This is a genomic window from Apibacter sp. B3706 (assembly GCF_011082725.1).
GTDB lineage: Bacteria > Bacteroidota > Bacteroidia > Flavobacteriales > Weeksellaceae > Apibacter.
The window spans coordinates 1,747,528-1,772,884 of the sequence record NZ_CP049715.1 but is presented as its reverse complement, the minus strand read 5'-3'; the positions used below and the strand labels follow the sequence as shown (position 1 = coordinate 1,772,884).

Here is a 25,357-nt window from a genome sequence, read left to right as displayed (position 1 = left end):
TTACTAATGAGTGAGCCTATTTTGTACTTAAGAAATGCTAATATTTATCAAAAAAACTTTTTAGTTCTAAGTCATGTTAACATGAGCTTAGAAAAGGGTGAATTTTATTATCTTATTGGTAAAACGGGTAGTGGGAAAAGCTCATTGTTAAAAATTTTATATGGAGATATTCCTTTGCTTGAGGGACAGGGGAAAGTAGTTGATATTGATTTGGTTTCCTTGAAAGATAGTGAAATTCCTACATTAAGAAGGAAGTTAGGTATTGTATTTCAAGATTTTCAATTATTAACGGATAGGAGCGTAGAAAAGAATTTATTGTTTGTTTTAAAAGCGACCGGATGGAAAGATGCGTATGCCATCAATGAAAGAATTGAGGAGGTTTTACAAAGCGTTGGAATGGCAACAAAAAAACATAAAATGCCGCATGAACTTTCCGGAGGTGAACAGCAACGGGTAGCTATCGCAAGAGCCTTATTAAATCATCCGTCCTTAATTTTGGCAGATGAGCCGACCGGAAACTTGGATCCTGAAACATCTAATGAGATTATGCTGTTACTTAAAGGCATTGCACAACAAAATCATTGCACCATATTAATGGCTACTCATGATTATTCGATGATTAAGAACTTTCCTGCAAAAACTATTAAATGTGAAAATGGAAAGATTTATCATGGTGATTCCAATGATCTTTTTATTTAAATTATATTAATTGAAATTATAATATTTAATGTTCTATGATTTCAATTCTTGTTCCAGTTTATAATTATTCCATTATAAATTTAGGTAAAGAATTGGTAAAACAAGGAGCAGAATTAAATGTAACCTATGAGGTACTTTTTCTTGATGATGCCTCTGTAAATCATGAAATCACTAAAAGTAATCAATTATTTTGTGCAAAAAACAATCTTACTTATATCATTTCCGAAGAAAATTTAGGAAGAGCTAAAGCTCGGAATTTATTAGCACAAAAAGCTAACTATGAATGGTTAGTATTCATGGATTCCGATGTTATACCGGCTACTTCATCGTATCTTAAAACTTTTGTTTCATCTATTCATTGTGAAAGTCAGGTTTTAAGCGGGATTATATTATATAGGAGGAATTTGGAACAAACTATTCAGAAGTCTTTACGTTGGAAATACGGAGTTACTTATGAAGAAACTTCTCTAAAAAAAAATTCTGGTAACTCAAATTATCTCTATTTAAAAACAGCTAATATAATGATTAGAAAAAGTATTTTTCATTCCATTCCTTTTCCTGTTTTAGAACGCAATTATGGATATGAAGATACAATGTTTGGGTTAACCTTAGAAGCAAATACTATTAAACTTGAATTAATAGAAAATCCTGTTTATCATGAGGGAATTGAATCGAACCATATATTTTTAAACAAAACGGAAGAAGCTATTAAAAATTTATCAAGTTTAATAAAACATGATGAAATACTATGTAAAAAAATCAGACTAGCAAAAGTATATTTTCAAATAAAAAAAGTGAACGGCGTTAAATTCGTTACCTATTTATTTAAAAAAAATCGTGGTTTAATGAAAAAGAATTTATTGTCCGAAAATGCAGATTTAAAAATTTTTCAATTATACAAAATTGGGTATTTGTGTTATTTACTCGCCTGATTGAAAATATTTAACAAGGTTGATTCCTGTGCTTCCCAATTGTATTTTATTGAAGTTTTTTCCAAATTATTTTCATAATGTTTTTTTCCTTTAGAAAGTAATAATTTTATTTTTTCTGAAATTTCAATCGCTGAATGATTAGTAATTACTTCGCCAATTTGATTTTCATTTATCATGTTTTTTATTTCCGGAAGATAGGTTCCTAGAACAGGTATTTTAGCATGAACATAATCAAATATTTTATTAGGAAGAGCATAACGATAACTTAGACCCCCGTCTTCTTCCAGACTTATACCTAAGTCAGCTTTAGGAGTTATTAATTTTAGTTGTTCAGGAGAAATTTCTCCTAAGAAATAAATTTTATGATCTAAACATAATTCTTTACTTAAATTTTCGAATATGTTTTTTAATGGGCCATTACCAATAATCCATAATTGTGCATTTTCAATATATTTCATGGCTTCTATCATTTTATCAATCCCTCTGCAGTAATTAATGGCTCCTTGGTATACTATAATTTTCTTATTACATGGAGTTTCAGGTAATTTAGTATGAATATCTTTATTCTTATTGGATATAGTAGGGATGATTGGAACATTTTTAATTATAATAGGGCGGTTGCTGTATCTTTCTTCAAAAAAATCTGCATATCCTTCACTAACGGTATAAAAATATTCAATTTTGGGTATAAGATATTTTTCTAGTTTTCTCCATAGTTTTTGAGCATATCTACCTTGTATGGACGGCAGCTCTGAGTATATTTCATGACTATCAAAGACTAAAGGAATTTTTCTAAATTTTGAAACTAAATAATTAGGCAAAAGAGAATCCAGATCGTTAGCTAATAATATGGTGTGTTTATCGGATTGAAATAATAGTTTCCAGAATAATTTAAAATTAAATTCCGCAAATAATAAAAATTTTCTTTGAAAGATAAGATGGAATCGGTGAAAAGAATAGGGTCTATTTAATGGGGGCTTTCCATATAAATTAGTACCGATAATTGAAATTTCGTAACCATTTTTATATAAGGAATTGCAAACCTTTTCTACTCTTTGATCCGTAGCTATATTATTAATTACAGAAACTAATACTTTTTTTCGTTGAATCATTTTAACTAACAAAAATAATAAATTAATTATCTGGATAAAAATAATATATTTGTAGTTTGTTCTCTTTTACTGATGCGACAAAAATTACATATTCTTTTTTTACCTTATTGGTTTCCTTCCAAAAAAAATCCTAAAAATGGTAATTTTATCTTACGACATGCTCAAGCGGTTGCAACAATACATAAGGTAAGTATTCTTTATGTTGAAAGAGATGAACGGTTAAAAAATGAATTTGAAATTACTACGGATAAAGAACAAAATTTATTTATTTTAAAAATTTATTATAAAGGAAGTTCTTATAAACTTATTAACTACGTAAAAAAATGTCAAGCCTATATAAAAGGTTTACGGATAATAGAAAAAGTAGATTTACTTCATATTCATGTCTTACATTATTATGCTATTCTTGCTTATTATTTTAAGATGAGGAAGAACATAAATTTTGTAGTTACAGAACACTGGTCGCGTTGGCTCACAAACAATTCTAGTCTGTCTCTCAAACTTTATTATCTACTAATGAAGCTAATTTGTTCTAAAGCAAGTTGTCTGATACCCGTAACTAAAGATTTGGAGTTAAACATGAAAAATAAAGGAATTAAAGGGAAATTTAGTATTGTTCCAAATGTGGTAAATACGGAAATTTTTAAACCAATAGAGAAAAAAACGAAAAAAAATGAATTTCTTCATATTTCGAATTTAAACAATGAATACAAGAATATTACAGGTATTTTAAATGTAACTAAAAGATTAGCTGATTCAGGATATAGATTTACACTTCAAATAGGGGGGGATGGAGATAATACTCATATAAAAGAATTTATAAAAAATAATAAGCTGGAAGAATACATTTTTACTTTTGGTTCTTTATCTGAATTTGAGGTTTCGGATAAAATGAAGAATGCGGATCTATTAGTCATGTTCAGTAATACTGAAAGCCAACCGTGTGTAATTAATGAAGCTTTTTCGTGCGGTTTACCGGTAATTTCGACTAATGTAGGAGGAATTTCTGAGTTGTTTCCTGAAAATTTTGGGATTCTTATAGAAAAAGGTAATGAGGATCAATTGTATGAAGCAATGGAAAAATGTATTACGGGTAAAGTAGAATTTGCTGAAGCTGATGTTATGCATCAATTTTCTGATAAGCATTTTAGTATAAAAAGTATAGCCAAAAAAATGGATCAAATATATATGAATGTTATGTTCAAATACACTAAATAGATACTACCAATGATAAAAAGTTTATCATCTTTTTTACTTGAATTCAAAAAAAATAAAGGAGGGTATATTGCTATATCTCAAATAGTAAGTAAATTGGCTATGGTAAGTAATTCGTTTTTTATAGTTAGAATTCTTACCAAAGAGGAATTTGGATCGGTTACATTAGCCTTGTCCATTTTATCATTTCTTATGCCTTTTATAAATATGGGAAGTCAAAATGCATTACTTCGTTACGGCTCATTAGTTTCCGACAATAAGGAAAAGGATATATTAAGTATTTATAATTTTAAAGTAGGTAATAAGCTCAATAGTATCACCATATTTTTATTTCTTATTATTTGCTTGTTGTATGCTACAAAATATAATTATCTAACAATAATTTCATTAATATTGAGCTTACGTTTCGTCAGTCTTTCCTTTTTTTATCAAATACGCATAGATTTTCAAATACGAGATAATAATTATGGTTATGCTATGACGGATATTGTCTTTAATGTTAGCACATTAGTAATTTCTTTATTGTTCAGTTTTATATTTGGAGTTTATGGATATGTAATTTCATTATCCGTTTCATTTATTTTTTTTTATTTCTTCCTTAAGAAATATAGTAAGTCTAAAGAAAATGTGAAACTTCCCGTATCTAAAAAAGAATTTTGGAAGTATTCAATAGGTAGTTCCGTAGCTAATTTTTTACATACTTCTATTTCATCGATAGATACTTTTATGGTAGGATATTTTCTTTCGGCAGTTAGTATTGCAGAATATAGAATTTCATCTATCATTCCTTTTAATTTATTCTTTATTGCTCAAATGTTTATAGTAACAGATTATCCTAAATTTGTAAAGAATTTTAACAACAAAAAGTATTTTCAAACTTATATGAAAAATTATTTTATAATTTTTTTTAGTTTGGGAAGTGTTCTTATATCGATATTTTTTTTATTTGGAGATTTTATAATTAATTTATTATTTGGAAGTAATTATCAGGCAAATACGGCCTTTTATATTCTTATGATTGCTTCGGTTTTTTCTTTACTCGTATTGATTCCTTTTGGAAATATTTCAGCAGCATTAGGGTTACTAAGAAAGAATATTTATGCTTCCGTAGGAGCTATTATTATTCAGCTAATTGTAGGATTATTATTGATTCCTCACTATGGAATAGCAGGAGCAGCAATAGCAACCGGTTTAGCGTATATATTTTCCGGATTTTACAATATGAGTACTGTATATTTATATTTTAAAAAACTCTAATTTTCAAAGCTTTTCCATAAATTATCATTTTCCGGAACAGGAGCTTCCAGTACAATATTTTCCTTCTTAATGGGGTGAATAAATTCAATTTTTCTGGCTAATAGGTGAATGCTGCCATCAGAGTTGGAACGATCAGCACCGTATTTTAAATCTCCTTTTATTGGACATTTAATTGCACTGAGTTGTGCTCGTATTTGATGATGTCTTCCTGTTTCCAAATCGATTTCCAATAATAGGTAGTGGTCAGATTTTTTTATTATTTTATAAGTTAGAATGGCCTCTTTGGAACCGCTTTGAGCACTCGATGTATTAAAAATAATTGCCTTATTATTCTTTTCATTCTTCTTTAAATAGTGAACTAACCTTTGTGTTTTAGGAATTTCATTTTTTTTTACTACTGCCCAATATGTTTTTTTAATTTCTCTTTTCTTGATCATTTCCGTCAATCGAGTAAGGGCTTTACTGGTTTTAGCAAATATAACAATGCCGGAAGTAGGACGATCAATGCGATGAACAAGTCCTGCAAAAACATTTCCGGGTTTGGAATACTTTAGCTTAATATAAGATTTTACCTCATCTAATAAGGAAATATCACCGGTCTTGTCTCCTTGAACGAGCTGACCGGCTTTTTTATTTATAATGATGATATGATTATCTTCAAAAAGTATTTGATTTTCAGTAAGCATATTTTTAAAAAAATAATTCCAATAATTTAGGACACTAAAATTTTGTATCCTTAAATAGGTGAAAAATTTAAAAGCTTTCTTCTTTACTTGGAAATTCTTGGCTTTTTACATCTTGAACATAATTTGAAACGGCTTCAACAATTTGTTCATGAAGATGTAAATATTTTCTGGCAAATTTCGGTTTGAAATTTTTATTTAAGCCTAGTAAATCATGAATAACTAAAACTTGGCCATCTGTAACATTTCCTGCACCGATACCAATGGTAATAATATCTAATTCATTGGTTACCTTTTCTGCTAATTGAGCCGGTATTTTTTCTAATACCAGTGAAAAACACCCTATTTCCTCTAATAATTTAGCATCGGAAATTAGTTTATCCGCTTCGGCATCTTCTTTCGCTCTTAACTTGAAAGATCCAAATTGATGAATGGATTGAGGAGTTAAACCTAAATGTCCCATAACGGGAATTCCGGCTTTAACAATGGCTTCTATAGAATCTTTTATTTCAATTCCACCCTCCATTTTTATTGCGGAAGCACCGGTTTCTTTCATAATTCGAACGGCAGAATGATAAGCTTGTAAAGGATCGGATTGATAGGTACCGAAAGGTAAATCTACAACTAATAAAGCTCTTTTAATTCCTCTTGATACACATTGGGCATGATAAATCATTTGATCCAACGTTATAGGTAACGTAGTTTCATATCCTGCCATCACATTAGCTGCAGAATCGCCAACTAAAATAGCATCTATTCCGGCTTCATCTGCAAGACTTGCCATAGTGTAATCATAAGCAGTTAACATAGATATTTTTTCTCCCGAAACTTTCATTTTTTTGAAAGTTTCAGTAGTTATCTTTTTAATTTCCGAGTGTATTGACATTATTATTAGTTTTTGGTAAATTTATGATAATATTAATTAAAAAGTATTTTTTAAGCTTTATCTTGTTTGTAGTTTATTATATTAGATATTTATAAACTTTAAAAATATCTAAGCTATTAAATTGATGAATGCAAATTACATTCCTTAACTGAAAAATAAATAATAATACAGTGTTGTTATTGAGAATATCGAACGTCTGATAATTTTTGATGATTATATATACTATGATTATTAATAAGGTATAATTTTAAACTAAAATAAGTAATTGTATTTATCCCATACAAGATATATAAATTACATTTAAAATATAGAAAAATAAAAACAGTTAAATATTAATGCGTTATAGTACTCTACAGTATTTAAGTAAACGTAAAATCTTAAATTCAACTTTTTTAAATTGTAAGTAAATATTCAATAATTAAAATTCAAACTTTTAAGCTTTTTGGAAGTAAATAAAATATATCAATAATAAAGAACCTATAATAATTCTGTACCAGCCCCAAATTTTAAATCCGTATTTTTTAATCACTCCAACAAAAAATTTAATAGCAAAAATTGCTACTACAAAGGCAACAAGGTTTCCTAAAATAAAAAGCCACATTTGATTACTATTTGAAGCCAATAGTTCATACCCTTTCATGCTGATTCCGTTTTCTTCCCATGTTTTTAATGTAAGAGAATATACAGTAACCGCCAGCATAGTTGGAACTGCCAGAAAAAAAGAAAATTCAGCGGCAACCTCCCTGCTTAATTTTTGTTGCATTCCGCCAATAATTGAGGCTGCAGATCGGCTGGTACCCGGCATCATTGCTAAACATTGCCAAAAACCTATAATTATAGCTTGTTTAATTGAAATATCCTCTTCTTTAAGTATAGTAGGATTTTTAAAAAAACGATCTACAAACAGAAGTATAAATCCGCCAACAACTAAAACGATGGCAATAGGAATGGGTTTTTCTAAAATAGCATCAATTTTTTCATTAAATAATTTGCCTAAAATTAAAGCAGGAATTACAGCACATATTAATTTCAAATAAAAATTTAATCTTTTAAAATCGAAAAATTTTTTCCAGTATAAAACAACAACAGCTAAGATTGCGCCCAGTTGAATACAATATTCAAACATTTTTACAAAGTTATTTTCTTGTATTCCTAAAATGGAACTGGTAAAAATCATATGGGCAGTGGAGGAAACAGGTAAATATTCTGTAAGACCTTCAACAATAGCAATAATGATCGCTTCTAACGTATTCATTTAGAGTTCTTTTTTGGATTAGAATGAGTCATGATTGAATAAATTTCGACTAAAAATCCAAGAACAATAAGAATTGGGGCCAGTCGAATTCTTCTGAAACTAAAAATATCTTCGTTCCAGTTATTCTTATCATAAACTCCATTTACAGTATTCGCATCCGGTCCTGTCATCAAAATAAGACCTAGAGCAATTAAACCCAAACCGATAAACATAAATTTATAATTTCTTTTTCCAAATAAAAAAGGTTTATCAGATTCAGAATATATATTTTTTGATGGTTGATCTTTCATAAAATTAAATTTTCAGCCAATTTAAGAATTATGAATAATATAGATCGTCTATTTTAAGTTTTAAATATCTCCAAGTAGCAAACCAAGTACTAACCGTTGTGATCAAAATTCCAATAAGCAAAATAAACAAAGACAAGATAATGTGGTTAGAATAATCTACAATTGGCGGAAGAATATTATAACGGATAAGCATATAATTTACGGCAAATAAAAGAACTAAGGCTATTGCAGATCCTATGGCTCCTAAAATTACCGATTGAATTAAAAAGGGTTTCATAATAAATAAACGCTTTGCGCCCACTAATTGCATGGTTTTGATTATAAATCTTTTAGCGTAAATTTTCAATCGAATGGAATTATTAATTAATGAAATGGCAATTAATAAGATAATACCGGCGAGTATGGAAATACCTAACGTAATTTTTCGAACTCCTTTATTCATCTGAGTTAATAAATTACTGTCGGATTTTACCTCATCAACTAAAACATTTTTTTGAATTTGCTTTTTTATAGTTTCAATATGTACGGAATCAGTATATTCCGGTTTTAAAGCGATAGTAATGGAAGCCGGAAATATATCTTCTTCGAAAAGAGATTGAGAGTCAACTCCTAAATCTTTTTTTGCGGTGTAAGTTGCTTGTTCTTTAGATATATACTTAGCCTTTTTTACGTAAGGATTTACTTGTATACTATCAAGATAATTTAGTTGGGCTTTTTCGTTTTTTATTAGATTATTTTTGTTTCTGTCGTTTTTAAAGAAAACTTCAATCACCATTTGTTCTTTCAAATAATCAATATAAGAATTGGCATTAATTACAATCATGCCAATGATTCCAATTAAAAATAAGACTAAAGAAATACTGATGACTACAGTAATGTTAGAAGAACGCAATCTTCCCTTATTTAGCTTGTCTGTTTTATTGGCCATATTTTTATTAAATATTCGCTAAAATATAAAAACTTCATTTATTTTAGTGTAATTTTGGATATAAATTATTGTTAAAATAAAGATACAATTGAAAGTTAAACCTAAAAAGCATTTAGGGCAACATTTTCTAAATGATCAGAATATCGCCTCAAAAATAGTAGATTCATTAAGCTATCATCCGTATGACTTAGTGTTGGAAGTTGGTCCGGGTATGGGAGTTCTGACTCAGTTTTTACTTCAAAAACAGGTGAAAGTATATGTTGCTGAAATTGATAAGGAATCTGTAGATTATTTAAAAATAAATTATCCTCAACTGGAAAACAATATCGTAGGTGATTTTCTTAAGTTAGAATTTGAGGAATTATTTTCAGATAATTTTGCTGTAATCGGTAATTTTCCCTACAACATTTCTTCACAAATTGTTTTTAAGATTTTAGAAAATAAGCATGCAATACCTGAAATGGTTGGAATGTTTCAAAAAGAAGTAGCAGAAAGAATTGCCGCTCAAAAAGGAAATAAAATTTATGGTATATTATCCGTTTTAACCCAAGCATATTATAACGTAGACTACCTATTTACTGTTCATGAAAATGTATTTACACCACCTCCCAAAGTTAAATCGGCAGTTATACGCTTAAAACGATATAGAGATAAAATTGAGGGTATAGATGATAAATTCTTTTTTAAGTTAGTAAAGGCAGGTTTTAATCAAAGACGGAAAACACTGAAAAATGCATTAAAAGTTTTAAACATTCCTCAACATCTTGAATCCCATGAATTTTTAAATCTACGCGCCGAACAATTATCCGTAGAAAATTTCATAAATTTAGCTCGATTATGGAGTTCAACTTAAAACATCACATTTAAAATTCCTAACTAATGAAAAAAAATATAAAATTTATCGCACTCAATATAATTGTAATGATGTGGATGACTTCTTGTGAATTTAAGAATAATAATAAGGATACTAGCAAAGAAGAAATACTCTCCAATGTAAAAGTTGTGAATGAAGTAGATCCTGTATGTAGTATGTCTACCCATGAAAATTTAAAAGATACCTTAAATTATCAAGGTAAATTATATGGTTTTTGCAGTTCACATTGTAAGGAAGAATTCAAAAAAAATCCGGGAAAATATTTATCTAAAAATGAGTAAATTATTTTGACATTCGAAAAATAATAATGTTAGTAACATATATAATTGGAAACTTTAATATTCAAAATAAAGTTTCATAACTGAATGGTTTTAATTCTTTAAATAGCTCTTAATTTTAGCTCATTGTAAATAAAAAATTAAATAATAAGTAAAATCCTCCTTCTTTTTAGCGCTAAGCCCATTTATTTTAATGAATTATAACCATGCCTACTTAAAGTAAATTTTAAATTAATTGAACCTCAATAATTAAAATCAAATTACAAATAAATATTGATGTTGAAAATTCTTTTTTTTGAAGTTTGACCTCAAAAAATAAGATTTTAATTAGTAATTCTAAATTTTCGGCATAATTTTTTAATAAAAAATAATGATTTGTTTAACAATAATGAATATGAGTTGTTTTTTATAATAAGTGAAAGCAACTATGATAATTATGCTAAAAAAATATAATTATATAAATATCTTAATTAAATTATTGTTATATAATGATAAAATAAATCATGACTTATAGTAAAACTTTTTATTAAATGATTTTAAAAGTTAAGAATTATTATAAATTTGCACCCTTTAATTTGTTTTTTCAATGAATGATTTTATTGCTGCTCGATCGCAGATGGCAGTTTCATTAGGATTCCATATCATATTTTCATGTATAGGTATGGTTATGCCTTTCTTTATGGCAATTTCACATTATAAATATTTAAAGACCGGAGATGAAGTATACAAAGGTCTAACAAAAGCATGGAGTAAAGGAATCGCAATATTATTTGCAACCGGAGCGGTTTCAGGTACTATGCTTTCATTTGAATTAGGATTATTATGGCCTGAATTCATGAAACATGCAGGTCCAATTTTTGGAATGCCTTTTTCTTTAGAAGGTACTGCCTTTTTCGTAGAAGCTATAGCTATAGGATTCTTTCTTTACGGTTGGAATAAATTCAACCCTTGGTTTCACTGGTTAACAGGATTATTAGTTGGAATTAGCGGATTGTCATCAGGTATACTGGTTTTAGCAGCTAATGCTTGGATGAATAGTCCCGCAGGGTTCGACTATGTTAACGGAAACTATATAAACATAGACCCTGTAAAGGCAATGTTTAATGATGCTTGGTTTTCTCAGGCATTACATATGATAATAGCCGCATTTGTGGCTACCGGATTTGCCGTAGCCGGTATGCATGCATTCATGATTTTAAAGAAAAAGAATATCGAATTTCATAGTAAAGCATTTAAAATTGCTGCCACTTGTGCATGTATTGCAGCTTTGATTCAACCTTTAAGTGGAGACATCTCTGCGAAAGATGTAAGTAGAAGACAACCGGAAAAGTTGGCGGCCATGGAAGCACACTTCCATACAGAAGCCCCGGCCTCATTTATTTTAGGAGGTATTGTAAATGAAAAGGAAGAAAGAGTTGATTACGCTATAAAAATACCCGGTTTATTAAGTTTTTTAGCTTATGGAAATGTAAAAGATCCGGTTAAAGGAATCACTGATTTTCCCAAAGACGATAGACCGCCCGTTGCAATTACGCATTATTCCTTTCAAATCATGATTATATTAGGTGTGGCATTAATGATATTGGCGGTTATATATTTATTAGCAAGATTCAAAACTAAAAATTGGCTTACAAAAAAATGGATTTATAAATTATTTGTAATAGCCACCCCCTTGGGATATATAGCGCTGGAGGCTGGATGGACCGTAACGGAAGTTGGACGTCAACCGTGGATAATTTATAAAGTAATGAGGACTGCTGATGCTGTAACACCTATGCCCGGAATAGCATATTCATTCTATTTATTCACAGCTATTTTTATTTCATTATCAGCCATTGTAATTTTCCTTTTATATAGGCAAATGAAAATGGTTCCTATATTATATGACGCAACGGATAAGAATTATAAACCTAATAAGAAGTAGAGTATGTTTTATTTATATGTAGTAATTTTTTTCCTCTGGACAGCGATCGCTTTGTATTTATTATTAGGAGGTGCAGATTTTGGAGTTGGAATTTTAGAATTATTCAGTAAACACAAAAATGAAAAAAGAATTGAAAAAATCATGTATGAAGAAATGGGACCCGTATGGGAAGCTAATCATATGTGGTTGATCATTGTAATTGTAATTCTTTTTGTAGGATTTCCTGATATTTATTCGGTACTATCAACCTATTTACATATACCTTTACTATTAATGCTTATAGGTATAATTGCCAGGGGAACTGCCTTTTCTTTTCGAAATTACGATGCGGTTAAAGATCATTGGCAATTTGTTTATAATAAAATATTTAGATATTCCAGTGTAATCACGCCTTTTTTCTTAGGTATAATTGCAGCAGCAACGGTTTCCGGAACTATTGATGTAGAACCTACCGATTTTATGAATGCTTATATTTGGAGTTGGCTTACTCCGTTTGGATGTGCGCTGGGTGTTTTCACTTGCAGTATTTGTGGATATTTGGCAGTTTCCTATTCATTGTCTCAAGTTAAAAATTTTGATGATCGTGAATATTTATCTAAAAAACTTACTATATTTTTATTTGTAGTGGTGGTTACCGGAGGTTTAGTATTTGTATGTGCTTATTTTTCACATGTTCCTTTAATTCAATGGATATTTGGAGAAACAGTCGGATGGATTGCGGTAATTTTAGCAACCGTCTCTGTTTTTGGAACTCTATATGCATTGAAAGAAAAAAAATATTCTTGGATAAGAGTATTAGCAGGATTTCAGGTATTAACCATATTGTTTGCGGTAACCTACCGGCATTATCCTAATTTAGTTATATTAAAACAGGGTAGTCTATCTTTGATTGAAGACCAATACATACATAAAACAATTGCTATGCTAGCATGGGCACTAATGTTAGGAAGTATTTTTATACTTCCGGGAGTATTCCATTTAATTTATTCATTTCAAAAAAGAAGATAGAGAAAAGCTTTATTAAGTTATAAAATTCCATACTATTAAGGATTTAACTAATTTTGTTAAATCCTTTTTTAATTTTCATCTGAATGAGTTCAAGCTATACGATATACAATGCATCTGCAGGTGCCGGGAAAACATTTACTTTGGTGAAAAATTTCCTTTGTATCCTGTTGCAAAATGATACCGTAGAGTCTGTGCGTTCCATAGTAGCAGTAACTTTTACCAATAAAGCAGCTAATGAAATGAAAACGCGCATACTTTCATGGTTAAAGGATTTTTCAGATGAAAAAAATTATCAATCGAATATAGTTTTACAGCAGATATCTCAAGAACTGAATATAGATATATCTCTTTTACATCAGCGATCGTATAGGGCCTTATCCTATATCTTACATCATTATTCTTTATTTTCCATCAGTACCATTGATAAGTTTAATTTACGATTGATGAAGGCATTTACCAAAGAATTGGGGTTGTCGTATTCGTTTGCGGTGGAACTGGATTCTTCGGAATATCTCAAACAGTCAATTGATGAATTAGTAGATGAATTAGGAACAGATAATCCTTTTGCTGAGGTCATTTTAAATTATATATTTTGGAAATTCGAGAACGAATCATCTACAGATATTAGAAAGGAACTATTGACTTCCTCACAAAATTTTTTAAAAGAAAAGAATCTGGAACAGATTAATTCTTTGACTTCTAAAGAGATTGAAGATTTTAAAAAATTGAATCAGTTAATAAGTAGGCGAGTACAGGAAAATTATACCTTAATACAAAAAACAGCCGATGAAATTATAGCGTTATTTGAATCTAGCGGTTTAGAAGTAGGAGATTTTTATCAAGGAGCGAGAGGTATGGCCGGATTTTTTTATAAAATGCAGGACACGAGCAAAATACTTAGTATAAACTTATCTTCTTCTTACTATAAAGCTTTTTGTGAAGAAGAAAAATATGCAAAATCAAAATCGAGTCATGAAGAAGATATAAAAGGTATTGCACCGCAAATTATTGAAGCATTTTATAAAATAAAACAAGCGATCATTAGAATTAAAGTAGATGAATCTGTTCGTAAAAATCTAATTACGATTGAATTGCAATCTGAAATTAATCGATTTTTACACAGACGAAAAACAGAAAATGATGTAGTATTTCTATCAGATGTAAATCCTATTATAGGAACTCATTTAAAAGAGGAACCGGTAGCCTTTATATATGAAAAATTAGGAGGGAGATACAATCACTACTTTATAGATGAATTTCAAGATACTTCACAACTTCAATGGAATAATATAATTCCTTTGTTAGATAATGCAAAAGTCTCAGATGGAAATTCAATTACTTTGGTTGGTGATCCCAAGCAAGCCATATACAGATTTCGTTCAGGAAATCCTGAAATATTAATCGATCTTATAGCTAATGCAGAAGACAAAGGCATTCATGTAAAAACTTTGCAGAATAATTTCAGAAGTTTGCCCAATATTGTTGATTTTAATAATACCTATTATCAATATGTATCTTCTTATTTAGTAAATAATCCCGAATATTCTTCATTGTTTGGAGTCCATGCACAGCAAATCTCCCACTTACCCAAAGGGGGAAGGGTACAGGTATCATTTATCTCTCCAAAAGAAGAAAATCTTTTAGAAGAAAGAATTGTTGAAATAATTGAAGAGTCTTTACAGAATGGTTTTGATTTTAAAGATATAACTATTTTAGTAAGAAATAAAAAGCATAGTGTTTCCATTGTAGATAAAATTGCAGAAAAAGGATATCCGATTCTGACAGAAGAAGCGTTATTAGTTGTATCGTCCCCTGAAATCCAGGCTCTTATTTATGCTTTACAATGGATTTCCAATCCTGAAGACAAAGAAAATTTGGTGAGAATGCTCCATCTTCTTTTTACCATAGGTAGAGCGGAATTTGAAGATTTTACAGAAGAAATTTGTAAAATAAAAGATTTGGATTTTGACGATATTATTAATTGGTTTAAAGAAAAATTGAATATTTCTTTGCCTTATCAACAAATATATAATTTAAGCTTTTATGATTATGTAGAAGAATTTATTAATTCTTTAGGGTTTGGAGAGAAAGAAGATTTATATATTTCTGCCTTATTGGATATGATAGTTCAGCTGGAAAAAAATGGAGTTATAAGTTTACAAGAATTTTTAGAATATTGGGAATTAAAAAGCCCGGGATTATCCATACGATTTCCCGATAATCGAAATGCCATCCAGATCATGACTATACATAAATCTAAAGGATTGGAATTTCCAATTGTAATTTATCCTATGATCGATAGCAATTCTAGAAAGGAAGAATATTGGTTTCCACTTGATAAAGACTTATATAATGGGTTTGATAAGTTTTACACATCTTCAAAATCAGGCTTAGATGATACCGGTGATAGTATAAAAGAGGTGGTAACTATCCGAGAATTTGAAAATAAGATAGATGAATTATGTATACAATATGTTGCAACCACACGGGCGTCACAACAATTATTTTTATTGGAAGAAAGAAAAGATAAATTAAGTTCGTTGGGTGAATTTTTAATTCAGCAAGGGAAATCTTCAGAAGGAATAGTTGAACTTTATCCTGCTCCCGATTTTAAGAAAAATAATGAAAAAAGCGCAAAAAATATTGTTCAAGAAGAAAAAATACAATGGACCTCTGAAAGATGGAATTCTAAAATAAAAGTAAGTTCCGAGGCTCATAAATTTTATAGTGAGGAGAACGAAGACATTCAATACGGTAATAGTATACATGCTATTTTAGCAGAAATTAATACTCCGGAAGATCTGCCACTGGTAATTAAAAAATTAACTTTGACGGGATTTATTCCAATCGGTCAGGAAGTAGAAATTGAAAAAATAATACAAAAAGTTATATCCAATCCTCAATTAAAAGATTATTTTTCAAAAGGGATAACTGTATATCAAGAACGGGAAATAATATATGAAGGAAAAATTTACCGCCCCGATCGAATCATAGAAAAGCAAGATTCATTAACACTTATTGATTTCAAAACGGGTGAAAAATTAACCGGTCATAAAAAACAAATTTCGCTATATGAAAAAGCCTTAGTGGGAATGAATAAAAAAGTTGCAAGTAAATTATTGGTATATATTTCTTCAGATGATGTGGAAGTGATATATGTTTGAACTTAAACAAAAGTTTATTTCATATTACATTTATTGAAATAATTTTTTAAAAAACTAATTCAACTTTTTTTATGAAAGAAACTATGAAATACTTATTAAGTAATTATCCCATATTTCATCGAATTCCGTAGTAAGAAGATAAATCTTTTAGCCATTAATGTTTTTAAATTGTAATAAAAAACATTGAGGCTTATTTTGTATATTTTTAAAAATAATAAGTTTATATAGTATGTTTCCGAACAACTTATAAGTTTACATAGTGAAAACATAGTTTCTGAATTTCAAAGAAATTTTACGATCTCATTTTTTAATAAGTCTATATTTGTTTAGTACAATTTATTATTAGTTTATAAAAATTTTAACCTATACACTTATTCTAGAATATATACTATTTAATACTTTTAAAGTTCATAGTTAACATCTTTTTTTACAGTTGATTTATGATGAAATTTATTAAACAAAAATCGCTTACATTTTATAATAAGCTTTAAGATATTTCACAATAAATAATTAATATGCAAATCCTGTTTTATACTTCGTCTTAATTAGTAATAGTTTTAAATCTCAAAAGCTTACGAGCTTTGTTAAGAATTTTTAACTTTACTTATATAAATATGAATTATAAAACAAAATGGTATTTGTATCTATTTAAATTTAGATTTTAAGCATCCGTCTAATAATGTATTACATTCCTAAAATATATCTATGTCGTAATTTTTTGGATTTATATGAGTAATATAGTTTTGATCAGCATCAAGTTTCATTCCTTTAATGTACTTATCGCTCACTTTGTAATAATGTTTCCATAAATAAGTTATTTCGTCTAATTTTTTTTTATCGTTTAAAAGATAATATAGTTTAAATAAAATTTTATCCTCCCTACGAAAAAAATCTTCTTTTATTTCAACAGACATAAAATTAATAGTTTGTTTTTTATGATTTATTATTTTAATGGCTTGCTTATATTGGTGAGAATAAATATAGGATTTGTACAAAGGAGCCCATAGTGCATACAACCACATAAAAGATGTACGGCACTTTTTTTTTTTGGTATATTCAAATTTTTTATAGGAGAATACGAACTCACATTGTTTAATTGTTTCCTGATAATCTTTGTATTTATAAAAATATAGGCTTATTAATTGAATTCTAGAGTCAAAATGATCGTAATCAATATCTAACGCTTTTAAATACATTTGTTCGGCTTCATTAAGCTTTCCTTGATCTTCATAAAAGACACCTTTTATTAAAAACCAAGATTTTTTATGTTTAGGTTGTGTAAGTACTGCCTCATTTATAAATTTTAATGTTAAATCCGGGTTTTTGTTTTTGTAATATACTTGGGCTAAATGATAAAAATAACTAACCTTAGGGTATTGCTTAGTTAAATGATGTAAAATTGTCAAACAATCTGTAAATTTTCCATATTCCTCATAGTATATGCATTGTTCTATTATTTTTTTTAAATTTTTTTTGTTCATAATATTTTGTAGTTTTCTTTATTTTACAGTCACTTATAATTAGACAAAATATTTGTTATTTTGAAGATACTTTTAACAAAAAAATAAAATTATTGGTATTTATAATATATATTATATTTAAATAAATCTTCCCCTTTTATAAATACAATATAAAATAGATCTTTTGAAATCAATCTATAAAGATTAGATTTACAGTTATATAATTGTAAAAAAAATAAAATTTAAGATAAGATATCTTTTTTTAGTATAAATTGGTATGTGTAAGGTCTATTCTTTAGTATGGTACGAAAAGTAAATCTAAATTATCTCTTTTTATTTTATTTCCAAATATTGAAATATTATTATTTAAGTTTTTAGATAATAAATCTAGCAATTTAAATAATGGTATGATGCTCAATATTTTGTAGTTAAAAAAAGCAAAATAATCATACAATTGAATTATATTCATACTTAAAATAGCATATATAAATTGATTACTAATAATTTGAGAAACGTATAAACTATACAATTTAATAATCAATGGATAGGTTTGTTTTTTAAATTTGAAAGGTTGTGGAAAAAACAAGTAATTAGAAAAGTTGAATAAATTATATTTGAAAGTATAATAACATTTAGATAATAATTTGCTAATATTAGTTTTTAATTTTTTTATTTCAAAAGGAATTAGGATAATAAATTTTTTTACATTCTGATAAATTCTATAATTAATAAAAAAAGAAGGAGCTTTAAACATAGCGAAATCATTATAAATTGGTATCAACATTTTTTTTTTATCGAATAAATTCATAAGATTATATTTTTCAATAATAAGTTAGTTTAATAATAAATAATCGTATATTTTATCTAATTTAAGTGGCAAATATAATTAATTTATTCTTTATTGGGTAAGAAAAATAAATAGTAATAGAAATATGATTCAATATTTAAGCTATTATATGTTTTAATAATCTAATAATTGAAGTAATGTATTCGGATATTTATATGTGTTACTATAATTGAGATTGATTAATAAGGTAGATATAAAATGCAAAAAGCTACATTATAAATGTAGCTCATAGGTAATTATATAATCATTTTTAGTGTTAGTTAATGCAATAGATTTGAGAATAATAATTTATTGTTTATTACTTTCAATAATAAATTTAATTGTATTAAGATTTAAAAGTTTGTGTATTTTTTAAAGGGTAAATTTTGATTTATTTAGCAACTATATAATTGATAATTATTTCTTCTGTGTTGTTAAGAATAATTTTTGTAGGATAATCAGGATGTAAGTCTTTATTATATTCATAATTATAAACAGTTCCCTTATTATCACCGGTAATATTATTAACCAGATTGTAAGTGAATGGAAAATTTCCTTCGAATGCTGCAAATAACCAATGAGGAGTTTTTACGTTGTTCATCAAGCCTTTTAAGATGTCATAAGTATAAATAGTAGTATCAAATTGAGTTAAATTTCCGTATTTGTCGTATTTGAAAAGATGGGTTTGTGCGTCTTTTGGATCTTCTATTTTTAGTAATTTATCGCCCGAAACAGCTAAGGTTCTTGTATAAGGTTTAATTTCAGGATATCCGGGAGGAGGATTTGTTTTAAAACTTCTATGCTCAAGTATAATACCGGGTTTGGTATATTCATAAGAATACAAATAAGTTCCTCCGGCATTCTCGGTAGTAACGGTATAAACTTTACCATTACTTTCATTATAAGTGATCATATGAATATTAATTATCGAATCTGAGATAGACGATTTAATATTTATTAATCTATTCAAATTATCGTATTGCATAGAAGTAGTTACAGTTAATTTATTCCCTGTATTTTTATCTATTTCAGTTTTTATATATTCTGAAGGTAATAAACCTTTATGGTTATCAAATTCATGATTAGGATAGGGTTCAAAATTTTCGTCTCCACAGGAGAAAAAAATGAAGAAACTAAAAAAACTAAAAAATAATAGGGTCTTATTCCTCATACAGGATTTTTTTTCAAATATAGTATATTTGTATTTCATATAAATATAATTTTAATTAATAAACTAAAAAATATAGTGTGGCTTATCATAATGAATTTGGAAAAGAAGCAGAAATGAAAGCATTTTATTATCTTTTAGATATAGGATATGAAATATTAGATAGAAATTGGAAATATGATAAGGCGGAAATTGATATTATTGCTAAAAATGCTTCTGAGTTGGTAATAGTAGAAGTTAAGGCTAGAAACTATACAACTATCATTGATCCTATAGAGGCAGTAACCAGATCAAAAAGAAAATTATTGATTAAAGCAGCAAATGAATATGTGCTTTGTAAAAAAATGGATGTCAATGTAAGGTTCGATATTATTTCCATCATAAAAAAAGATTACAGATGGCAAATTGAACATATAAAAGACGCCTTTTCTATGATATTATAAATAGAAATCTGATGTTAATTTTTTATATTCTTCCGACCAAATACGGCTTTTTTCTTCTATAACAAAGTATTTAATTATAGGATTTTTATCTTCTCTGCTAAGTTCAAGGAAAATTCTTTTAATTTTTCCATTTCTTATTCCTGAAATATATATAATGCGATTGGGAAATAAATTATATCTATTTGATAGTTCAAGTATTTCTTGCTCATTTTCTATAGGAAAAATGTATCCAATTTTTCCATTTTGAGATAGTAATGATGCCGATTTTTTAATAAGAAGATGATAATTAAGTTTTATTTGCTGCCTGGCGACAGGATGTTTACGATGTAATACTTCTGAAATTTTAAAATAAGGAGGGTTACAAATAATATAATCAAATAATATATCACTAAAGAAACGGTCTAAATCGCAATGGATACCTGTGATCCTTTGAGAAAAAGAAGAATTTTTAAAATTTTCCAAGGCCAAAGAATACGCATTGTATTCAGAATCCATGGCTGTAATATGAGAAATGGAATTTCTTTGCGCGCACATTAACGAAAGTATCCCTGTACCGGTACCAATATCAAGAATGTGGGAGGCATTATGTATATCAGCAAAACAACCTAATAATACACTATCTGTACCTACTTTGAATACGGAATTATTTTGAAATATATTAAATTTTTTAAACTTAAAAATATTATTCACCTTTAGGGATTTCAAATTTGAAAATAGTTCCTTTCCCTTCTTCAGACATAAAGGTTATAGACCCATTATATTCTTCAATTAGTTTTTTAATGATAGCTAAACCTAAACCACTTCCACTGGTTTTAGTCGAAAATTGAGGAGTAAAAATTTTGCTTTTTATTTCTTCCGGAATTCCATTTCCGTTATCAATAACAGAAAAATAAACCATTCGTATGTCTTGTCTGATTTTTACAATAATATGGGGAGTTCTTCCTTCCGGTATCGATTGAAAAGCGTTTTTTATTAAATTGGTTAATATACGGTTCAATAAATTAGGATCGATATTTAAAATGACCAATTCATCAAGTGTATCAAGTGAAATTTGTTGAGATGGAAATATTTCTAATGAAATTTTAGCAACTTCAATTACGTTTAACTTTTCATCCTTTTTTACAGGCATTTTTGCAAAGTCCGAAAATGCGCCGGCAATCGAGGCAATAGTATCTATTTGTTGTATTAATGAACGGGTTAATGAATCTAACTTTTCATGAATTTGTGGATCTTCTGGATTAAATCTTAATTGAAAACTTTGAATTTCGAGCCGCATAGGGGTAAGCGGATTTTTAATTTCATGAGCCACTTGTCTTGCCATTTCCTGCCAAGCATTATCTTTTTCTTTTTTAACCAGTGCATCAGTTTGCTCTCTAAATTTATTCAGCATAATATTGTAAGCTTTAACCAATGGACTCACTTCATCAATATAATTATATAAAAGGGGTCTATTATGAGTAAGTGCGCCGGTATCCCTAAGCCGATAAGCAATATCTTTAATTTTTCTGGTTAAAGTAAGTGAAAAGAACCATGAAAAAATACCACTTACAATTAATACGATAAGCATGATAACTAAATATCTATATAATAAGGAATAAAAATCTTTTTTTAGAAATGCTTCATCATGTAAAAAAGGAAAATTTATAATTGTAATAGGTTGATAATCATTGTTGTAAAGGTATCTGTATACGGACGTAAAACTTTCTTCTGAATTAGGAAGCTTGTTTATAACCTCTATACGGTCGTTATTTACATTCAGATTTTTTAAGATTTCTTTAGGAACAAATTCAGTCTTAGGATTGGGTAATTTATTCCCTAAAATATATTTTCCATCCAGAGAATAAAAATTTATATCGATATTATTAATATCTGAAATTTCATAAATTTTATTGCCAATTTTATTTTTAACCTCCTCCGGTTTTGTATTTCGATTGGAAATGAGATAATCGAAAGTTTCTATAATTAATTGTTCCTTTCTTTCTAGCCTTTTATTATTATATTCCTCCGCAATTCTTATATATTGATAAAAAGTTATCAATCCCATGGCAAATATAGTGCTGACCACAACGAGGATCATCACTAAAAAAATTCGCAAGGATAATGGGAATCTTTTGTACATTTAAAATAAAAAATAGGGTTAATTTCATCTATTCTTCAGGCAAAGCTTTCCAGTTTTTTATTATTTTAGCTATAAAGAATAAAATGATACCTACAAATATAAGATTAATCCAAAAAAAGGCGATAGAATGATTAAAAAAGTAAAGGTATATAGTACTAATATAATGATTCAGATATTCACTACAAGAGGTTTCATTCATTATTATCATAAACGTTGTAAAATAAAGTATAGGCATATAGGGTAATATCCATAAAATTAAATTTATCAGTACAGTTGATTTATTCTTTGCGCTTTTTTTATAGAGTTTAAGTACAATATAAATGCTCATAAATAAGAGTATCAATGTCCAATAAATAGTTATTAAATAAGTGATATTATACTCATTAATTTCAAAAGAAAATAGACGGAATAAAACAGAAATAATTCCGTTAATAAAAATAAGTAATCCAAATGTTATAAATGCGATTAACCAGGCTTTTCCACTTGTTGTACGAAAGGATAATATTGCTATAGATAAACTTAAAGCAATATATAAAATGATTAAAATAAACTCATTGGAAAAATTCCCATTATTATATGCGTCAAACATTTTTTGATAAGCAAAATCGAGTTTTTTAAATTCCACATAATTTTTTATGTTATCATCATTTTGATTTTTTGCATTGCTAATATAATTTGATTCAGTAACAATATAATTGGGTGGATTATAAACTATTTTCATCCAACTGTTTACAGTAAGATTGGTAGAAAGATTATGTTTTTTTTGAAGATCTAAATATTCTCGAATTAAATTTCTTATGCTATCCTTTTGTTCGGTAATTAACCAATCTTTAACCTGCTCAATCTCCTTATTATATGGATAAAAATTAAGAAGAGATAAGTGCATGGGAGTTGAATCAGGATCTTTTTCTAAAGAATCAATAGTTTTCTCGATAGGATTGAATTGATAATAATTATACGAATCAGGTATTAATATTTGAATTTGATTCAATATTTTTTTAGCTTCATAGATTTGTTGTTTTGAAGCAAAGGCTCTTTCCTTATATGTAATACCTTGATAATAACTGTAAGAATATAATTGATTGCCGATGAGTAAGATGAAAGTCAATAGCCATTCCACATATAGAGCATTAGATTGTTTTGGGTAAAAGGACTTAAAGCCATTATTCTTTAAATAAAATACTAACCATATAATGAGAATTAATAAACTAGCTAAAACTGAAATAAGATAGATGACAGTGGTGCTATTTAAATCATAATCTGTTTCATAAAAATTAATAGATCCGGAAAAATAACCCGTAATAAAGAAAAAAATATTAATAAATAGAACTGTTATACCCATCGGAACAAATTTTGTGTTCCATAAAATAGGGTAATTTTCTAGCAAACGTTTTTGTGTTTTTGTAAACATGATCACGGATTTTTAAAAGAATTAAATAAAAAATCTACGAGTTGAATCAGATATATTTCTAAAATACTTAATGGGTATCTGATCATCAATACAAAGAGTTAAAAAATTATTCACCGACGTAGTATCAGGAAAATGCGCAATATAAGAACCTCCATTATATTGTAATTTTAGTAAAGAGATTTTAGATAAAGAAGCATAAAGTTTTTCCTGAGGCCATTCCGATTCAAACTCAATAATCAATTCAGGCAATTCTTTTTTATCAGAACTCTCACTTTTTATATTTTTTTGTTCCCCATGTTTTAAGAATAGCACTTGATCGGAATTTTTTTCCACTTCATACAATTGCTGAGAGCTTACAACGATACCCAAAGGTCTGAATGGAGATTTTGCTATTGCTTTAAAATCTTCCAATACCGTTTGTTGAGAAAGAATATCTAAATTAGCTAAAGGCTCATCAATCAGTAAAAGTTTAGGTTTTCTAAGTAACATTCGGGCTAATTCAAACCTCATTTTATATCCTGAAGAAAGATTAGCCCAATTCATTTTCCGATAGTTTCGCAATCCCATTCTGGAAGTAATCAAATCAACCATTAATTCGTTTTCTTCTCCCTTAATATTATAAGAAGATGCAGTAAATTGAAGATTATCTAATATAGAACCGTACCATAGATTCGGCCTTTGAGGAATATAAATCAACTTAGTTCTTAACTCATATCGATCTTTAAAATCCAGCGTATAAGATATATTTCCTTCAGTCACTTCCAATTCTCCACATAAAAGTCTAAGCAAAGAAGTTTTACCATTTCCATTTTCTCCCACTAAACCAATAATTTCTCCTTCGGAAATTTTTAAGCTTATAGGACCTAAAGAAAAAGCAGATTTACTGTATGATTTTTTAACTTTTTCGGCTTCAAGAAGTTTTTTCGGTTCATGAATTTCTTTTTTAGAAAGAAATTGATAAAGTTCATTTAAGATGACAGAATATTTTTCCTTTTTTCCTTTTTCATTGGATTCATTATAATCAACCCATTGAAGTAAATCACTTGTTTTCTTATAAAAAGATATCTCTTCCGTATCTAACGTTAAGTCAATAATTCTCTTTAAAACTAAAGAATAATCGTCAAACTGTAAAAAATGTATAATATCTTGAAATTGCTTTTCGAATAAATTCATTTAATATATAGGTATTAAAATAATACTAGTTCTCTGTTGATCAAAATTCAAAGGCAATAGTAAATAAAAAATAAAATTATACACAAAAAAATAAAAACAGTTTAAATAAAAATATTAGATAAGATACTAGCAAAAATCAATCCTAAGAAACTATAATTCTATCTAAATTTAATTAGATGCAACAATAAACAAAAAATTTAAATGTTTTTTAAAAAGTCATAGTATCAACAGGTCAAGCAATCTTAAAAAAAT

The 25,357-nt window shown here is 27.9% G+C and carries 22 protein-coding genes; 10 read left to right on the top strand and 12 right to left on the bottom strand.

Features of this window, described 5'->3' with window-relative positions; all coding sequences use genetic code 11:
• Positions 1 to 6: 6 nt before the first annotated feature.
• Both G8C41_RS07835 and G8C41_RS07830 read left to right on the top strand, forming a co-directional pair.
• Complete coding sequence (locus G8C41_RS07835; protein ID WP_166007114.1) at positions 7 to 699, top strand: cell division ATP-binding protein FtsE; 693 nt, start codon at positions 7 to 9, stop codon at positions 697 to 699.
• 35 nt (positions 700 to 734) lie between these two features.
• Positions 735 to 1,631 (top strand): glycosyltransferase family 2 protein, encoded by an 897-nt coding sequence (locus G8C41_RS07830; RefSeq protein ID WP_166007112.1) that lies wholly within the window; start codon positions 735 to 737, stop codon positions 1,629 to 1,631.
• Here the strand turns inward: G8C41_RS07830 and G8C41_RS07825 are convergent.
• On the bottom strand, positions 1,616 to 2,743 hold the full coding sequence (locus G8C41_RS07825) for a glycosyltransferase (protein WP_166007110.1): 1,128 nt from the start codon (positions 2,741 to 2,743) through the stop codon (positions 1,616 to 1,618). The genes G8C41_RS07830 and G8C41_RS07825 overlap by 16 nt on opposite strands.
• Before the next feature lie 72 nt (positions 2,744 to 2,815).
• Here G8C41_RS07825 and G8C41_RS07820 point away from each other — a divergent pair, with 72 nt between their 5' ends.
• Entirely contained in the window at positions 2,816 to 3,961 is a 1,146-nt protein-coding gene (locus G8C41_RS07820; RefSeq protein ID WP_166007109.1) for a glycosyltransferase, read from the top strand.
• A 9-nt stretch (positions 3,962 to 3,970) separates the two neighbouring features.
• Positions 3,971 to 5,215, top strand: coding sequence for an oligosaccharide flippase family protein (locus tag G8C41_RS07815; protein WP_166007106.1), 1,245 nt, complete (start codon positions 3,971 to 3,973; stop codon positions 5,213 to 5,215).
• Here G8C41_RS07815 and G8C41_RS07810 read toward each other — a convergent pair.
• The 5 genes from G8C41_RS07810 to G8C41_RS07790 all read right to left on the bottom strand — a co-directional run bounded on the left by G8C41_RS07810 (position 5,212) and on the right by G8C41_RS07790 (position 9,257).
• Complete coding sequence (locus G8C41_RS07810; protein ID WP_166007104.1) at positions 5,212 to 5,901, bottom strand: RluA family pseudouridine synthase; 690 nt, start codon at positions 5,899 to 5,901, stop codon at positions 5,212 to 5,214. The genes G8C41_RS07815 and G8C41_RS07810 overlap by 4 nt on opposite strands.
• A 67-nt stretch (positions 5,902 to 5,968) precedes the next feature.
• On the bottom strand, positions 5,969 to 6,784 hold the full coding sequence (gene panB / locus G8C41_RS07805; protein WP_160565922.1) for a 3-methyl-2-oxobutanoate hydroxymethyltransferase: 816 nt from the start codon (positions 6,782 to 6,784) through the stop codon (positions 5,969 to 5,971).
• A gap of 433 nt (positions 6,785 to 7,217) precedes the next feature.
• Positions 7,218 to 8,039, bottom strand: a complete 822-nt coding sequence (locus G8C41_RS07800) for an undecaprenyl-diphosphate phosphatase (protein WP_160565923.1) — start codon at positions 8,037 to 8,039, stop codon at positions 7,218 to 7,220.
• Complete coding sequence (locus G8C41_RS07795) at positions 8,036 to 8,329, bottom strand: DUF3098 domain-containing protein (RefSeq protein WP_166007102.1); 294 nt, start codon at positions 8,327 to 8,329, stop codon at positions 8,036 to 8,038. The genes G8C41_RS07800 and G8C41_RS07795 overlap by 4 nt, the downstream gene beginning before the upstream one ends.
• Before the next feature lie 28 nt (positions 8,330 to 8,357).
• On the bottom strand, positions 8,358 to 9,257 hold the full coding sequence (locus G8C41_RS07790; protein ID WP_105297125.1) for a cell division protein FtsX: 900 nt from the start codon (positions 9,255 to 9,257) through the stop codon (positions 8,358 to 8,360).
• Between the two features lie 88 nt (positions 9,258 to 9,345).
• Here G8C41_RS07790 and rsmA point away from each other — a divergent pair, with 88 nt between their 5' ends.
• From rsmA to G8C41_RS07765, 5 genes are all read left to right on the top strand, one after another.
• On the top strand, positions 9,346 to 10,110 hold the full coding sequence (gene rsmA, locus G8C41_RS07785) for a 16S rRNA (adenine(1518)-N(6)/adenine(1519)-N(6))-dimethyltransferase RsmA (protein WP_166007101.1): 765 nt from the start codon (positions 9,346 to 9,348) through the stop codon (positions 10,108 to 10,110).
• Positions 10,111 to 10,136: 26 nt separating this feature from the next.
• A complete protein-coding gene (locus tag G8C41_RS07780; RefSeq protein WP_185152295.1) occupies positions 10,137 to 10,412 on the top strand; it encodes a YHS domain-containing protein in 276 nt (91 codons plus the stop codon).
• 583 nt (positions 10,413 to 10,995) lie between these two features.
• The gene (locus G8C41_RS07775) at positions 10,996 to 12,333 is read left to right on the top strand and encodes a cytochrome ubiquinol oxidase subunit I (protein WP_160568060.1); all 1,338 of its coding nucleotides are present in this window, start codon (positions 10,996 to 10,998) and stop codon (positions 12,331 to 12,333) included.
• Between the two features lie 3 nt (positions 12,334 to 12,336).
• Positions 12,337 to 13,341: a cytochrome d ubiquinol oxidase subunit II gene (locus G8C41_RS07770; protein WP_160565930.1), complete on the top strand. Its 1,005-nt coding sequence runs from the start codon at positions 12,337 to 12,339 to the stop codon at positions 13,339 to 13,341.
• An 83-nt stretch (positions 13,342 to 13,424) separates the two neighbouring features.
• Positions 13,425 to 16,505, top strand: coding sequence for a UvrD-helicase domain-containing protein (locus tag G8C41_RS07765; RefSeq protein WP_166007099.1), 3,081 nt, complete (start codon positions 13,425 to 13,427; stop codon positions 16,503 to 16,505).
• A gap of 692 nt (positions 16,506 to 17,197) precedes the next feature.
• Here G8C41_RS07765 and G8C41_RS07760 read toward each other — a convergent pair.
• Positions 17,198 to 17,986, bottom strand: a complete 789-nt coding sequence (locus G8C41_RS07760; RefSeq protein WP_166007097.1) for a tetratricopeptide repeat protein — start codon at positions 17,984 to 17,986, stop codon at positions 17,198 to 17,200.
• A 1,196-nt stretch (positions 17,987 to 19,182) separates the two neighbouring features.
• Positions 19,183 to 20,001 (bottom strand): hypothetical protein, encoded by an 819-nt coding sequence (locus tag G8C41_RS07755; RefSeq protein ID WP_166007095.1) that lies wholly within the window; start codon positions 19,999 to 20,001, stop codon positions 19,183 to 19,185.
• A gap of 38 nt (positions 20,002 to 20,039) precedes the next feature.
• Here G8C41_RS07755 and G8C41_RS07750 point away from each other — a divergent pair, with 38 nt between their 5' ends.
• Positions 20,040 to 20,402 (top strand): YraN family protein, encoded by a 363-nt coding sequence (locus tag G8C41_RS07750; RefSeq protein ID WP_166007092.1) that lies wholly within the window; start codon positions 20,040 to 20,042, stop codon positions 20,400 to 20,402.
• On the opposite strand, the gene G8C41_RS07745 is transcribed toward G8C41_RS07750, so the two are convergent.
• Genes G8C41_RS07745 through G8C41_RS07730 form a run of 4 tightly spaced genes read right to left on the bottom strand, consistent with a single transcriptional unit; the run spans position 20,397 to position 25,105 of the window.
• Entirely contained in the window at positions 20,397 to 21,092 is a 696-nt protein-coding gene (locus G8C41_RS07745) for a tRNA1(Val) (adenine(37)-N6)-methyltransferase (RefSeq protein ID WP_166007091.1), read from the bottom strand. The genes G8C41_RS07750 and G8C41_RS07745 overlap by 6 nt on opposite strands.
• Positions 21,085 to 22,521, bottom strand: a complete 1,437-nt coding sequence (locus G8C41_RS07740) for a sensor histidine kinase (protein ID WP_160568531.1) — start codon at positions 22,519 to 22,521, stop codon at positions 21,085 to 21,087. Before G8C41_RS07740 ends, G8C41_RS07745 begins: the two co-directional genes overlap by 8 nt.
• Positions 22,522 to 22,549: 28 nt before the next feature.
• On the bottom strand, positions 22,550 to 23,932 hold the full coding sequence (locus tag G8C41_RS07735; RefSeq protein ID WP_166007089.1) for a hypothetical protein: 1,383 nt from the start codon (positions 23,930 to 23,932) through the stop codon (positions 22,550 to 22,552).
• A gap of 21 nt (positions 23,933 to 23,953) precedes the next feature.
• Positions 23,954 to 25,105, bottom strand: coding sequence for an ATP-binding cassette domain-containing protein (locus G8C41_RS07730; protein ID WP_166007087.1), 1,152 nt, complete (start codon positions 25,103 to 25,105; stop codon positions 23,954 to 23,956).
• Between the last annotated feature and the right edge of the window lie 252 nt (positions 25,106 to 25,357).

What these genes read in the sequence shown, in the direction of transcription:
- G8C41_RS07740 (WP_160568531.1), bottom strand. Translation starts at nt 22,521, where the DNA reads ATGTACAAAAGATTCCCATTATCCTTGCGAATTTTTTTAGTGATGATC.
- G8C41_RS07795 (WP_166007102.1), bottom strand. Translation starts at nt 8,329, where the DNA reads ATGAAAGATCAACCATCAAAAAATATATATTCTGAATCTGATAAACCT.
- G8C41_RS07800 (WP_160565923.1), bottom strand. Translation starts at nt 8,039, where the DNA reads ATGAATACGTTAGAAGCGATCATTATTGCTATTGTTGAAGGTCTTACA.
- G8C41_RS07835 (WP_166007114.1), top strand. Translation starts at nt 7, where the DNA reads ATGAGTGAGCCTATTTTGTACTTAAGAAATGCTAATATTTATCAAAAA.
- G8C41_RS07770 (WP_160565930.1), top strand. Translation starts at nt 12,337, where the DNA reads ATGTTTTATTTATATGTAGTAATTTTTTTCCTCTGGACAGCGATCGCT.
- G8C41_RS07760 (WP_166007097.1), bottom strand. Translation starts at nt 17,986, where the DNA reads ATGAACAAAAAAAATTTAAAAAAAATAATAGAACAATGCATATACTAT.
- G8C41_RS07780 (WP_185152295.1), top strand. Translation starts at nt 10,137, where the DNA reads ATGAAAAAAAATATAAAATTTATCGCACTCAATATAATTGTAATGATG.
- G8C41_RS07765 (WP_166007099.1), top strand. Translation starts at nt 13,425, where the DNA reads ATGAGTTCAAGCTATACGATATACAATGCATCTGCAGGTGCCGGGAAA.
- G8C41_RS07815 (WP_166007106.1), top strand. Translation starts at nt 3,971, where the DNA reads ATGATAAAAAGTTTATCATCTTTTTTACTTGAATTCAAAAAAAATAAA.
- G8C41_RS07825 (WP_166007110.1), bottom strand. Translation starts at nt 2,743, where the DNA reads ATGATTCAACGAAAAAAAGTATTAGTTTCTGTAATTAATAATATAGCT.
- G8C41_RS07790 (WP_105297125.1), bottom strand. Translation starts at nt 9,257, where the DNA reads ATGGCCAATAAAACAGACAAGCTAAATAAGGGAAGATTGCGTTCTTCT.
- G8C41_RS07830 (WP_166007112.1), top strand. Translation starts at nt 735, where the DNA reads ATGATTTCAATTCTTGTTCCAGTTTATAATTATTCCATTATAAATTTA.
- G8C41_RS07810 (WP_166007104.1), bottom strand. Translation starts at nt 5,901, where the DNA reads ATGCTTACTGAAAATCAAATACTTTTTGAAGATAATCATATCATCATT.
- G8C41_RS07820 (WP_166007109.1), top strand. Translation starts at nt 2,816, where the DNA reads ATGCGACAAAAATTACATATTCTTTTTTTACCTTATTGGTTTCCTTCC.
- G8C41_RS07775 (WP_160568060.1), top strand. Translation starts at nt 10,996, where the DNA reads ATGAATGATTTTATTGCTGCTCGATCGCAGATGGCAGTTTCATTAGGA.
- G8C41_RS07735 (WP_166007089.1), bottom strand. Translation starts at nt 23,932, where the DNA reads ATGTTTACAAAAACACAAAAACGTTTGCTAGAAAATTACCCTATTTTA.
- G8C41_RS07755 (WP_166007095.1), bottom strand. Translation starts at nt 20,001, where the DNA reads ATGAAATACAAATATACTATATTTGAAAAAAAATCCTGTATGAGGAAT.
- panB (WP_160565922.1), bottom strand. Translation starts at nt 6,784, where the DNA reads ATGTCAATACACTCGGAAATTAAAAAGATAACTACTGAAACTTTCAAA.
- G8C41_RS07730 (WP_166007087.1), bottom strand. Translation starts at nt 25,105, where the DNA reads ATGAATTTATTCGAAAAGCAATTTCAAGATATTATACATTTTTTACAG.